We start from the raw sequence: 12,974 nt of genomic DNA on the forward strand, positions 1-12,974 counted from the left end.
CCAAATCCCGGCCAGCCCATCGCCTGATCCATTAACCGCTCCATCGCCCGAGACTTCGTATGACACTTGGCCTGACACGTGGTGTTATCGCGCGGGGCCACCTCAGATTATAGGAGAGGGGAGTAGGGGTTTAAACTTTTTTTCTAATTCAACCCCATGCACAGTAGAGATTTGGTGTTTTAGCCAGGCTTGCGGGCTGGTAAGGTGCGCGGGCTGGTCGTGAGCGCCGGCATGGGAGGACGCGCATGGCCAAGCGAAAGAAAGACACGCCGCAGAGCGCCGAAAAGGCGTCTTTGAGGGTCACTTTGGATGGCATGAAGGCCGCGAGTGGTTCCCAATCAGTCCATTTTCAAAACGAGCTGCTTGATCAGGTGACAGCCTCGCTTTGGCAGCCTGAATGGAAGACAAACGAACAAAAGCTGCAGGCGGGGAAAGCCGCCTATGATGCGCTTCAGAAAATCGCGCCGCGCAGCGAGCTTGAGGGCATGCTGGCCGCGCAGATGATCTCGACGCATAACGCCGCCATGGAGGCCCTGCGCCGGGCGATGATGGAAACCCATACCTTCGAAGGCCGTGACCAAAACCTCAAACATGCCACGAAGCTCATGGGGCTTTATGAGCGCCAACTGGCGGCACTCGACAAGCATCGCGGCAAGGGTCGGCAGAAAATCACGGTTGAACATGTGAATGTCCACGCGGGCGGTCAGGCTATCGTGGGTAATGTCGACGCCCCAGCACAACCGCCAAGCCAGGCCGCCCCTGCCCCGCGCGCATTCTCGGACGCGACGGACGAAGGGGTCCGGCTGCCCAATCCTCTGGCGACCCCCGCGCCCGCGAAACAGCGGGTTCGCAAGAACAGCCCATGAAGAAAAAGGTCGGCAATCACCCGCGCAACACCGCGCCCATGGCGGCAAGCCCTCGCTGCGGCGCGAAAACCCGCAAAGGACCTCCCTGTCGTTCTCCTGCAGTCAGCGGCAAAAAGCGCTGCCGGATGCACGGCGGTGCGGCGGGGTCCGGGGCTCCCAAGGGCAATCAAAATGCCCTGAAACACGGGGCCTTCACCCGCGAAATGCTCGAGGAGAGACGAGAGTTTTCGCAAATGATCCGCGAAGCCAAGGCGACGCTGCGCGAGATCAGTTGAGTTACGCCGCGCTGCGGCGCGTCAACGCAGGAGGCGGCGTAGGAGAAAGACACAGCCCAGCACGGCAGCGGCTGCCAGTGTGTCGGCGGCCCAGTCGGTCCAGTCCCCCGTCCGGTTAAGCGCCGGGATCAGCTGGACCAGCTCGATCAAGGCGCCAAACAGGCTGAGGCCGGCCAGAACGCTCAGCAAACGAACCCGCGGGTAAGCTAAGGCCGCCAGCAGCGCGAGAGCCATAAAGGCGATGATATGTAGGAGCTTGTCGCCGGGATGACCGGGCAAAGCGACCAACTGTGGCAGGCAGGCCATAATAAGCGCAAAAGCGGCCGCGCCCCAGAAGAGCAGCCGCGCCAGGCGGTGCAGCGGAGAGAGAGCGGCGATCATAATAGTAGCATTATAGTGGGAACTTCTCTTAGCGATGCAGGTGGACGCCAGGCGAGGTTACGGGATCGCCGATGAACTCGATACCGGCGCTTTCGAGCGCGGCTTTTACACGTTCAAGTGTCCCGCTGCGGGAAGTCGGGATGGCTTCAGCCGACTCAAATCGCTGAATCGTTGGCCAGCTCACACCCGCTAATTCACCAAGGTCTTCAGCGGAAATACCCAGGAGCGCTCTTCCGGCGCGAATTTGACTTCCTGAGATCATTGACTTCCATCAATATTAAGATATAAATTATATCACAATGTCCATTACGTCAGCACAAAACACAGACCTCATGATTGATGCAATATTCACCCGCTGCGAAGGCGCTTACTCAGATAACACTTTGCGCGGTTATCGCAACGATCTGAAACATTTCAAGGCCTGGTGCGATGGGCATGATATGGATTGGCTGCCGGCTGCGCCACAAACGATCGCCGATTTTGTCGACACGCAACTCGAAACCAAGGCGATATCGACCATCAAGCACCGCGTTGATGCAATCAAGTTTGCGCACCGGATGGCGGATCTGCCCTCGCCCACCGATAATAGCGTGGTCTATCTGGCCCTGCGGCGCGCCCGGCGCGCTCGCCACCGACGACCGAAACAATCGGCCGGGCTGACATCGGAACTCTTAGCAAAGATTGTCGCGGCCTGTCCCGGCACATTAAGCGGGAAGCGGGACGCGGCGCTACTGAGCGTCGGCTACGATACACTATGCCGGAGCGGTGAATTGGCTGCCATGTATGTCGAGCACCTCAACGCGGATTGCTCGCGAATTCGGGTGCCAGTCGCCAAGTCCGACCCCTTCGGCGATGGGCGGATCGCTTATCTGTCCACGGCTACAGCCACGCGACTGAGTGCCTGGCTGAGCGCGGCAGACCTTCACGAGGGGCCGCTGTTTCGCGGGCTGCACACGCGCCAATTGTCGAACCGGCCTTTGGACACTTCATCCATACGCCGGCTGATCAAGGCCGCCGCAAAAAGGGCTGAGCTTGAACCCGCAACGGTGCGCTCTTTGTCGGGCCATTCGATGCGTGTGGGGGCCGCTCAAGACATGATGTTGGCCGGCGTAGATATGATTGGGATCATGCACGCCGGGGGATGGAAATCCCACGCAGTCCTGTCGCGCTATGTGGAGAACGCTTCGGCTGAGCTGATGCACGAGCGCCGCTGGGAGGGCCTCAAAGTGCTGAACGCGGCCTGAGCTCTTCAAAAAGCTCTCGGCTCTTTTTTGAGCCTCCATCGAGAAGAAACCTCTCCGACTCAAGTCGGAAACTGGCTTTAGACATTCAACCAGTAAGTCTGGTTAAAACATAACTTCCGTTGGCTCGTCCTGTCTCGACCATTGCGAAATGTCGTAACAGTTGAGCTAAAGTTCAAGAACCAACAACGCCCCGGAAATAGTCGACCGTCTGTTCTAGGCCCTCCGCAAGCGAAACCTTTGGTTCCCACCCCAAGCGCGACTTGGCCATCGAAATATCGGGTTGGCGGCGCTTTGGATCATCTTTAGGCAAGGGCAGATGCTCCCTTCTGGAGTTACCGCCTACCTGTTCCAAAATAGCGTCACTCAACTCCAGCATCGTGTTTTCGACAGGGTTTCCTATATTGACCGGGCCGGTAAACTCTGGATCACTTCCCATCAGACGGATCATGCCTTCAACAAGATCGTCCACATAGCAGAAACTCCGTGTTTGTGAGCCGTCTCCATAAATTGTGATTGGATCGCCTTTCAGGGCCTGTACAATAAAATTGCTGACGACCCTTCCGTCTTGTGGGTTCATCCGGGGTCCGTACGTGTTAAAAATGCGCATAACCTTGATTTCAAGATTATGAGAGCGGTGATAATCGAACATCAAAGTTTCCGCCACCCGTTTGCCCTCATCATAACAACTTCGGATACCAATCGGATTGACGTGGCCCCAGTAACTTTCGACCTGCGGATGGACTTCCGGGTCACCGTAAACTTCCGATGTCGACGCCTGAAGGATACGGGCCTGCACGCGCTTGGCCAGACCCAGCATATTCAATGTCCCCATCACATTCGTTTTCACCGTTTTAATCGGATTATATTGATAGTGGACGGGTGAAGCCGGACAGGCGAGATTATATATCTGATCGACCTCCAGCAGAATCGGCTCAGTAATATCGTGACGGATTAGTTCAAAATTAGACTTCCCAAGATTATGGACAATATTGTCCCGCGAGCCCGTGAAGAAATTATCCAAGCAAATGACGTGATGGCCCTTCTCTAGCAGCCGGTCACATAGGTGAGACCCGACAAATCCCGCGCCGCCTGTAACCAGTACTTTTAGGGGTGTTTTCGTAATTTCAATATTCCTCATCACTTTCGACCTACGCCCACATAATTATAACCAAGCTGCGCCATTGACTTTGCACTATAAATATTACGTAGATCAACCAAGTTTGGCTCTGACAAAAGTGACTTAATTCGGGCCATGTCGAGGCCGCGGAACACATCCCACTCCGTAATAACAACGGCAGCGGCAGCGCCCTCTACACAGTCATAGACATCGTTGGCATACTCAATATCGCTCATGAGATGCTTTGCCTCCTCCATTGCTTCCGGATCGAACGCTATAATTTTCGCGCCGGCCTTCTGCAGAATAGGAATAATTGTGAGGGCGGGTGAGTCTCGCATATCATCCGTATTCTGTTTAAATGCGAGACCGAGCACAGCGATCCTTTTACCAGACACGTTACCACCCATCGCTTTAACGACTTTGTCCGCCATATTGATTTTACGCTGATCGTTCGACGCCACCACTGATCCGACAATCGACAGATCAACGTCGTTAATTTCCGCAGTCCTAAGCAAGGCAAGCGTATCCTTAGGGAAGCAGGATCCACCGTAACCCGGACCCGCTTGCAGGAAACGGCTACCAATTCGGCTGTCGAGACCAATCCCCCGAGCAACCTCGGACACATCTGCATTCACCACCTCACACAAGTCTGAAATCTCATTGATGAAAGCGATCTTGGTCGCCAGGAAAGAATTGGCGGCATATTTGATTAATTCGGACGTGCGACGTGACGTAAACAGGATCGGTTTGCCATTGAGGGAGATGGGCCGGTAAATCTCATTCATAACGTCCGTGGCTTGAACATGGTCAGTTCCGATGACCACACGGTCCGGTTCCTTGAAATCTGCGATGGCAGCGCCCTCGCGAAGAAACTCCGGATTCGAAACAACTTCAAAATGCGCACGATCGCAATGTTTCGCGAGTATTGCCTGCACTTCATCGCCAGTCCCGACCGGAACAGTCGACTTCGTCACAACGATGGTGAATTCCTTAATATGCTGTGCAATTTCTTCTGCAGCCGCATAAACATAGCTGAGATCAGCAAACCCGTCACCGTGACGCGCGGGCGTCCCGACAGCAATGAAAACCGCATGCGCCCCATTCATGGCCTGGGAAATATCAGTCGTGAACTCCAGACGTCCTTCCGCCACATTCCGCGCCATCAGGTCTTCAAGACCCGGCTCATAAATCGGGACTTTTCTATCGAGCAGCATGCTAATCATTTGCTCGTCCTTATCTACACAAACGACATTATGTCCAAAATCTGCAAAGCAAACTCCGGTGACCAGACCGACATAACCCGTCCCAATAATAGCAATATTCACAGAATGGCCCTTTGAGAATGAAGATGGTGGAAGAACTGAAAAGAAAAAAGGAACCAAAAAACCTAGAATGGCTCATGTGATCCTTAACACGTTAAAGGAAGGCGGAGGCTTTGACCACACTCTTATTGGGTAGAAAAGAATCTATAATCGTTTCTCTAATCAGTGCAAGACTGACTGATGTGCCCCTACAAGGTTCACAGTTTAAGGGCTATAAGTGGCGAGAGTTCCTGACCGATTACAATCTGGATGCCAGCATGAGCCGGCGGGGAAACTGCTATTGACGTGGCCTGGTGAAAGTGGTCCGATTTTGGTGTTGGTTTTGCAGCGGTTTTTTTGAATAAAGGAAACTGACTATGGCAAGAATACGATATCCCACAGAACAAATTGTGGGCGCTCTGAAACGGGCTGAATCGGGCCTGCCGGTCGCAGATTTGATCCGACAGATGGGCATCCCGCGTAGACCTACCATCGGTGGACGAACAAGTATGCCGGCTTGGAATCGGATCAGGTCCGCGAGCTCAAGCAGCTGGCTGACGAGAATGCGAGACTCAAGAGGTTGGTGGCTGTGCTCAGTATGGACAAAGCTGTCCTCCATAACGTGCTATCAAAAAAATTCCCCAGCATCGCTCGATACAGCGGAAGCGGTTGACAAGTGAGCCAAGGACTGAACTCCGCCTTCGGATGCGAGAGATCAGCCAGAAGCACATCCGGTATGGATATCGACGGATTCACATTATGCTCAAGCGCGAGGGTTGGGACGTCGGCAAGCATGTCGTTCATCGCATCTACCGTTTGGAAGGCCTGTGTTTGCGGCGCAAACGGCCATGCCAGCGTAAGATGTTGGCGCATCAATAACGTCGCCCGCAACCAACGCGTCCAGGTCAAGCTTGGTCCATGGACTTTATGGCGGATAAACTGGCATATGGAGCGAAAATCAGGCTGCTCATCGTTATTAATATGTTCACCCGAGAAGCCTTGGCGATCGAGGACGGCCCTCGGCTTCGCGACGAGAACGTGGCCAACGTCCTGAACCGGCTTGTCTATTTGCATGGCAGACCCGAACGGGTATTTTGCGACGATGGCGCGGAGTTCACAGGTCAGACCATGGATCTCTGGGCTTACAGCCACAAAATTCGACTAGACTTCTCTCGACCGGGTACACCGACGGACAACGCGCATATCGAGTCCTTCAACAGATCGGTCCGAAACGAACTGTTGAACGTGATTTGGTTCATCAGCCTGGCAGAAGTTAATCGACTATCCGAGGCTTGGCGGAGGCACTAAAATTAGTGCCGACCTCACATGGCTCGCAAAGGTCGAACGCCGCGAGAATTTGCAAATTTATCAACCCTGTGACAAAGGGACAACAAGAAAATGGCCGCTGGACTCTAACGCTGAACCCGCCCCCCCCAAACTAAGCACCTCAGCCCCAGCGACGCGGGCAATCATCTGAGTGGTCCTGATTGAATGGACACTTTAGTGAGTTGTGATTTTGGGTTTCATACTTATAGAGGTTTAGACCCTAGTCAGGTCGCAATCCTTTTTACATCTAAGACTTGTCTTTGGCAGCCTGATGTTAGTAGAGGGCAGCCTGATGTTAGTAGAGCATTTCTCGAAAGTTGTTGAAGCGTAATCCAGCCTTTGTTGGAGAATATTTTATGGGAATGGAAAATGAAAACGCCAAAAATATTTATGTCGTCGGGAGCTTTTGGCCGAGGCTCATTGTCCGCAATAACTTCGGGAGCGCGAGCCTGGGGGATTTCTAACATTGAGTTAACAGCAAATCTGGAAACAGAAGAGTGTTGGAGGTCAGCCATATTAGACAAGAGTGAATTCAGTTTCTTATTACATAACTACTTCCCTCCTCCTCCTAGCCCCTTCGTCCTAAATTTAGCATCTGAAGACATGGCTACCTTGCAACTTAGTCTCGAACACTGCCGGAAGGCTATCGACTTATCCCAATCCGTAGGCAGCCCTTATTACAGTGTTCATGCGGGATTTGCAGCATTGGTGCGGCCAGAGCATCTTGGAAAAGGAATCCCTGCGGACATGCGCACTGATAGAAGAAAAGCCATTAAGACTTTCGAAAAATCGGTCTGCGATCTAGTGGAATATGCGGCTTCCCATAATGTGGTGCTTCTAATAGAAAACAATGTTGTCGAGCCCGTCAACTTAATCAACGGCGAAAACGAAATGTTACTCTTGGCTAGCGGAGAGGAAATTAGCGAGTTCGCTGCTCGATTTTATGGGCCTAATTTCGGTATGCTGATAGATGTCGCGCATATGAACGTATCTTGTCAATCGCTAAAGCTAGATCGTGAAGCTTTCACTGAGATGGTTGCCCCCTTCACAAAAGCGCTCCATCTCAGCGACAATGACGGCTTTCGGGACTCCAATGAGCCGTTTGACAGATCCTCTTGGATTGTCGAAACACTCGGCGCTTTCGAAGTTGATTATGTTGTGATCGAATCTTATCGCCTCAATAAATCTCAGGCGCTCGAATGCATTGATGCCGTGGAGTTTGCATATGAGTAAGTCCTGTTTGCCCGATGACCTTTGCATCGGCGACGCCGTTTCTTTGAGGCAGGCGCTTTTAAGTCTTGATAGAAGTGGTATGCGCATCCTCTTTGTTACCAATAGTAAGAAAAAATTGGTTGGGGTTCTGACAGATGGAGATGTGCGACGGGGCTTGATTGCTGGCTTTACACTTGAGGAAAAGATTTCGAATGTGATGAACAAAAACTTCGTCTCGTATAACGATACGATGAAAGATAATGTTTTAAAGCAGTCATTGAGCGATCGTATTTCAGTAATTCCGTTAGTAAATGATGACGGCGAAGTAACACGTTTTGTTTTTAATTCTGATCCAACCTTCATTCCGGCAGCCCAGCCATCTCTAAAAGGTAATGAGCTGGCCTATACCCTAGATTGCATTAAAAGCGGATGGATATCGTCACAGGGAGCCTATGTTGGCGCATTTGAGAAAGCGTTTGAGCAAAAGACCGGCACCTTAAACGCAGTTAGCGTCTCAAATGGTACAGTGGCACTTGTCTTAGCTTTGTCAGCACTTGGTGTCGGTCCGGGCGACGAAGTCATTGTTCCGGATCTAACTTTTGCTGCGTCTCTAAACGCGGTGATTCATGTTGGCGCTACACCGGTAATAGTTGATATTGAGTTACCCAGTTTGTCGATGGACCCTAAGGCAGTCGCGGCGGCAATAACAAATCAAACAAAAGCGATTATGCCCGTCCATCTTTACGGACAAATGTGCGAAATGGATGAGCTCGTCAGAATTGCAAAGGAAAATGGGATCCTCATTGTTGAGGACGCGGCTGAAGCGCTAGGGTCTGAATATAAAGGTCGTCATGCGGGAACGATTGGCGATGCGGGTACCTTTTCTTTCTTTGCTAATAAATTGATCACGACCGGAGAGGGCGGAATGGTGGTATTCAAGGACCCGGAAGTTGCAAAGCGTGCTCGTATCCTACGAGATCACGGAATGGACCCCGCAATGCGCTACTGGCATCTTGAGGTGGGGCACAATTTCCGTATGACCAATATTCAAGCCGCCATTGGACTTGCGCAACTTGAGCGCTTTGATGAGCTTTTGGGCGCGAAATTGGCTATAGCTAAGCACTACACTGAACGGCTATCTGATTTAAGTGATGATTTCCTGCTTCCGTCTGCGCGTCCAAGTACGCTTCATAGTTTCTGGAATTACGTCGTCTTGTTGCGTGACCCCGATTCACTTGTACGAGGGAGTCGATTGATCGATTTTATGAACTCAAATAGGATTGAGGCGCGGAGATTGTTCTTTCCAATGCATATTATGCCTCCATACCAACACCTGAGTTTTTCTGGCTCTTACGACAACAGCATATCGGCTTCTAACCGCGGGTTTGCGCTGCCATGCTATATCGGGCTTAGTGAACAAGAAATCGACGATATTTGTAGTATACTCCGCAAAGGGGTTGATATGTTGGATGTTGAAAGGTGGGCTCGAGTTTAATCATGACAGCGCGCTTGGCGACAATTTTAGCCCGAGCTGGTTCGAAGGGGCTCCGTGACAAAAACATCCGTCCGTTTCTGGGGGAGCCCTTGCTTGTGCGTTCGGTGAAGCAAGCTCTAAACTGCGGTGTTTTTGACGCTGTCGCCTTTAGCTCAGACAGTGAAGAATACCTTGAGATCGCACGAGCAGCAGGGGCCCATGTACTTGTTAGAAGACCAGTTGAGTTTGCGACCGATGCGATAACGAAGTTACCGGCCATTCGACAAGCTGCTAATCTAGCCGAGTCCGAGCTCGGTCAACGTTTCGATGTCATCACTGACTTAGCCGTGACATCCCCTATGCGCAGTGATCAAGATATATTAGGGGCTGTAAGCTTACTTGAAAACCTTAATGCACGTTTGATCCTAAGTGCGTGTTTAGCAAAAGATAATCCCTACTTTAATTTAGTAGAACCGATAGAGGGGAGTCAGGGTTTTGCACTATCCAAAGTCATCGATAGGAAAATATCCGCTCGTCAGGCAGCGCCCGAGGTATTTGCTCTCAACGGTGCAGTTTATGTTTGGGCTCGAGAAGAGCTCCTAAAAACCGATGATTCAGTTGTACGAGGTTATGCACGCATCTTTCAAATGAACCATGAACGTTCAATTGACATCGACACCGAATTGGATTTCAAAATCGCAGAGTTTCTGTGCATAAGCCGATTAAAAGGAAATATAAATGGTTGATAATAATCTTATCAATGCTGCCGTCCAGGCAAATCGCTGTTTCATTATCGCGGAAATAGGCGTAAACCACAATGGTGATATTGCCACAGCCAAAGCGATGATAGATGCTGCGGCTGAGACCGGTGTCGATGCTGTGAAGTTCCAAATATATCGAACCGAAGAGTTAGTAACACCGCATGCTAATAAGGCTGCGTATCAACTTGCGACGACCGGAGCGAAAGATGCTCAACAATGGTCGATGCTTAAGGCATTGGAGCTGACTAACGAACAACACCGTACATTAAGAAACTATTGCAGTGAAATTGGTGTCCCATATATTTGTACTCCATATGATATTGCTAGCGCGCGTTTTCTCGCGGAAGAACTTGAAGTAGCGGCAATCAAAGTAGCCTCCTCTGATGCAACGAATATACCATTTTTGCGTAATCTTGATGATCTGGATTGCCCTGTAATTCTCAGCACTGGCATGTGTTCAATTGACGAGGTGCGCGCTGCAGTGGCTGCGCTCGCAAAAACAAATGATAGAGGTGAACTTTACGTCTTGCAGTGTACTTCAAATTATCCGGCCCCGGCTGAGGAAGCTAACCTTCGAGTGATGAGCAGAATGTTCATAGAGTTCGGGTGTCCAGTCGGCTTCTCAGACCACACGGTTGGGTCTGAGGTCGCGATACTTGCGGTCGCGCATGGGGCCCAGATTATAGAGAAACACTTTACGCTTGATCGCTCAATGATAGGGCCGGACCACTTAGCATCCTCGGAGCCCTCTGAATTCGCAGACCTTGTCGCAAGTTTAAGACGTGTAGAACTAATTCTCGGCTCGCCGGACAAAACAGTCACTGATGCAGAGCGCGAAAATAAGTCCTTGATGCAAAAAGGTGTCTATTTCAGACACGCTAAAACTGCTGGTGAAATTATCGCTATAGAAGACGTCGCATTCAAACGCCCGGCTGCCACGCTTTCCCCTGCTGACGCCGATAAAATAGTGGGAAAAGCTCTGGCGTATGATGTTGCAAAGAACCAAGCTGTAGAATGGATGTGTTTCACAACTGTGAAACAATGAAATCAGGTTCCTTAGCAAACGTCGAAAAAGCTATCGTTCTGGGGACGGGCGGTCATGCTCGAGCCTTGATAGCCACAGCGAACCTCATAGGCAGATATGAACTTATGGGAATTCTTGACAGAACTGGTCCAACACCAGGCGAAACTATCATGGGTTTACCCGTTATAGGGCTATGGAACGACCTATGGCAGCTTCGAGGAATGGGCATAACGTCAGCGTATCTAGCCTTAGGAAATAACGCCACGCGTCGCGAAATGTTTCAGCGATGTGAGGAAAGCGGCCTCAAGTTGCCAGCGCTCGTTCATCCCAGCGCCTTCGTTGACCCCACCGCTCATATTGGGGACGGAGCCTTAGTGTGCGGCGGAGCTTTCATTGGCCCGGAAGTCGAAATTGGAAAAGGTGTAATAGTCAATACGGGTAGCAGTGTTGACCACGAGAGCATAATTGAAGACTTTGTCACCGTTTCTCCCGGCGTTGTAATTGCTGGTCGGGTCGTAATTGGGCAAAATGCATTTTTAGGCATTGGCGCTTGCATCAGCGACAATGTTTCAATTGGCTCGGGAGCTCGCGTGGGGGCCGGAGCAATCGCTTTAAAGGATATTCCGGAAAATGTTCTAGTTGTTGGCGTTCCTGCATGCATTAAATCAACCGACTTAAGCTGATTTAAAAAAACTAATGTCACTGTTTAATAAACTAGTTCAGGGGGCGTTGAAGCAAAAGACTGCGGCTGTATACCTGATTGGTAATATCCTTGCCGCCGCAGTCCCTCTCATCCTATTGCCCGTTCTAACGCGAATTCTCGACACAAAGGAATATGGTAAGATCGCCGTATTTCAAGCCGTGGTCACGTTATCCTTAGCGATAGTTGGTCTAGCCACCGGGGGCGCTATTAAACGTCATTTCTTCACAACACAGGACAAGAATCCAGAGATGGATTACGCGCAATACGTAGCGGCTGCGTTGACCATTCTTGCGATTACTTTTGCCTTTATGCTCGCGCTTGTTATCGTCCTTGGGCCAAGTGGCGAGCCTTATATTGGTTTGGAAACGCCGGTTATCGCACTGGGTGTCGTGGCCGCGTCCACCGGCTTTATAGTGAACATCAGATTAGCAGACTATCAAATCCGCGGTCAACCACTGCCGTTTGCCGTATTTCAAGTTGGACAATCTCTTACAAACCTACTTATTTCGATCGCAATAGTCTTCTTTATCTTCCAGACCGCAAAAGGTCGAATTTTGGGGATAGTTATCTCGTCGGGCTTAGTTGCTTGTATAGCGATGTTTTCACTACTTCGTGATAAGCGGATACACTTTCCTCCAAAAGTTGGAATGATACGCGATGCGGCAATGTTTGGGGCCCCCTTAATACCACATACGATAGGGCAATTTTTACTAGGCTCTTTTGACCGATTCGTTCTTCAAACTTACGAAGGGTTAGAGGCTGTGGGGCTATACGCCGCAGCAATACAGCTGACCTTTATAATCCGAGTGATCAATGATGCTATCAATAAGACTTTCCAGCCTTGGCTTTTTGATAAGCTTTCAGGTACAAACGTAGAAAATGCGGAAATTGTTGGTATTTATTATCAGTTGATCGCTATGACATTTATTATCGCGGTCATTTTTGGACTTACTTCAGGATGGATAATTGCATTGCTTCTTGGACCTCAGTTTGCTCAGGCGGGAAGCATCCTGCCAATTCTAGCCCTCGGGATGGCTTTTCACGGGGTGTACCTTTTCCTCGTGAACATTTTAATGTACGAACGGAGAACCGGAGCGTTAGCTTTATCGACGATTTTTCTTGGACTTTTGCAGGTCATTTTGCTTTTCGTATTAGTTCCGGCATTTGGTATTATGGGAGCAGCCATAGCCTTCACGGTCGCTTCGGCCTTTCGCGCCGGCGGAATTCTCACGCTTTGTCATATTGTTTATCCGATGCCTTGGTTTAATCCAAAATTTAGGCGAAATTAGA

Annotated in this window: 13 protein-coding genes and 1 pseudogene; 10 read left to right on the plus strand and 4 right to left on the minus strand. The window is 50.6% G+C overall.

Annotation, left to right across the window (positions count from 1 at the left end; genetic code table 11):
• Positions 1–245 precede the first annotated feature (245 nt).
• Both IE105_RS02560 and IE105_RS02565 read left to right on the plus strand, forming a co-directional pair.
• On the plus strand, positions 246–866 hold the full coding sequence (locus IE105_RS02560) for a hypothetical protein (protein ID WP_189495117.1): 621 nt from the start codon (positions 246–248) through the stop codon (positions 864–866).
• Positions 863–1,141 (plus strand): HGGxSTG domain-containing protein, encoded by a 279-nt coding sequence (locus IE105_RS02565; protein WP_233353951.1) that lies wholly within the window; start codon positions 863–865, stop codon positions 1,139–1,141. Before IE105_RS02560 ends, IE105_RS02565 begins: the two co-directional genes overlap by 4 nt.
• Before the next feature lie 21 nt (positions 1,142–1,162).
• Here the strand turns inward: IE105_RS02565 and IE105_RS02570 are convergent, their stop codons facing one another.
• Together IE105_RS02570 and IE105_RS02575 are read right to left on the minus strand one after the other, a co-directional pair.
• Complete coding sequence (locus IE105_RS02570) at positions 1,163–1,522, minus strand: VanZ family protein (protein ID WP_189495119.1); 360 nt, start codon at positions 1,520–1,522, stop codon at positions 1,163–1,165.
• Positions 1,523–1,550: 28 nt separating this feature from the next.
• Positions 1,551–1,784, minus strand: coding sequence for a helix-turn-helix domain-containing protein (locus tag IE105_RS02575; RefSeq protein WP_189495121.1), 234 nt, complete (start codon positions 1,782–1,784; stop codon positions 1,551–1,553).
• Positions 1,785–1,821: 37 nt separating this feature from the next.
• Between IE105_RS02575 and IE105_RS02580 the strand changes: the two genes are divergently transcribed.
• Entirely contained in the window at positions 1,822–2,766 is a 945-nt protein-coding gene (locus IE105_RS02580) for a tyrosine-type recombinase/integrase (protein ID WP_189495123.1), read from the plus strand.
• Between the two features lie 172 nt (positions 2,767–2,938).
• On the opposite strand, the gene IE105_RS02585 is transcribed toward IE105_RS02580, so the two are convergent.
• Together IE105_RS02585 and IE105_RS02590 are read right to left on the minus strand one after the other, a co-directional pair.
• On the minus strand, positions 2,939–3,904 hold the full coding sequence (locus tag IE105_RS02585; protein WP_189495125.1) for a UDP-glucuronic acid decarboxylase family protein: 966 nt from the start codon (positions 3,902–3,904) through the stop codon (positions 2,939–2,941).
• Entirely contained in the window at positions 3,904–5,208 is a 1,305-nt protein-coding gene (locus IE105_RS02590; RefSeq protein ID WP_189495127.1) for a UDP-glucose dehydrogenase family protein, read from the minus strand. Before IE105_RS02590 ends, IE105_RS02585 begins: the two co-directional genes overlap by 1 nt.
• Positions 5,209–5,561: 353 nt before the next feature.
• On the opposite strand from IE105_RS02590, the pseudogene IE105_RS15325 reads away from it, so the two are divergent.
• From IE105_RS15325 to IE105_RS02630, 7 genes and pseudogenes are all read left to right on the plus strand, one after another.
• Positions 5,562–6,564, plus strand: a pseudogene (locus IE105_RS15325) (IS3 family transposase).
• Between the two features lie 315 nt (positions 6,565–6,879).
• Positions 6,880–7,743, plus strand: coding sequence for a sugar phosphate isomerase/epimerase family protein (locus tag IE105_RS02605; RefSeq protein ID WP_189495133.1), 864 nt, complete (start codon positions 6,880–6,882; stop codon positions 7,741–7,743).
• A complete protein-coding gene (locus IE105_RS02610; RefSeq protein WP_189495135.1) occupies positions 7,736–9,217 on the plus strand; it encodes an aminotransferase class I/II-fold pyridoxal phosphate-dependent enzyme in 1,482 nt (493 codons plus the stop codon). Before IE105_RS02605 ends, IE105_RS02610 begins: the two co-directional genes overlap by 8 nt.
• A gap of 2 nt (positions 9,218–9,219) precedes the next feature.
• Entirely contained in the window at positions 9,220–9,942 is a 723-nt protein-coding gene (locus tag IE105_RS02615; RefSeq protein WP_189495138.1) for an acylneuraminate cytidylyltransferase family protein, read from the plus strand.
• The gene (locus IE105_RS02620; RefSeq protein ID WP_189495140.1) at positions 9,935–11,002 is read left to right on the plus strand and encodes an N-acetylneuraminate synthase family protein; all 1,068 of its coding nucleotides are present in this window, start codon (positions 9,935–9,937) and stop codon (positions 11,000–11,002) included. Before IE105_RS02615 ends, IE105_RS02620 begins: the two co-directional genes overlap by 8 nt.
• The gene (locus IE105_RS02625; protein WP_189495142.1) at positions 10,972–11,664 is read left to right on the plus strand and encodes an acetyltransferase; all 693 of its coding nucleotides are present in this window, start codon (positions 10,972–10,974) and stop codon (positions 11,662–11,664) included. Before IE105_RS02620 ends, IE105_RS02625 begins: the two co-directional genes overlap by 31 nt.
• Positions 11,665–11,677: 13 nt before the next feature.
• A complete protein-coding gene (locus IE105_RS02630; RefSeq protein WP_189495144.1) occupies positions 11,678–12,973 on the plus strand; it encodes an oligosaccharide flippase family protein in 1,296 nt (431 codons plus the stop codon).
• Position 12,974 lies beyond the last annotated feature (1 nt).

Origin of the sequence: Algimonas arctica, assembly GCF_014652695.1 — a bacterium.
Taxonomy (GTDB): domain Bacteria; phylum Pseudomonadota; class Alphaproteobacteria; order Caulobacterales; family Maricaulaceae; genus Litorimonas; species Litorimonas arctica.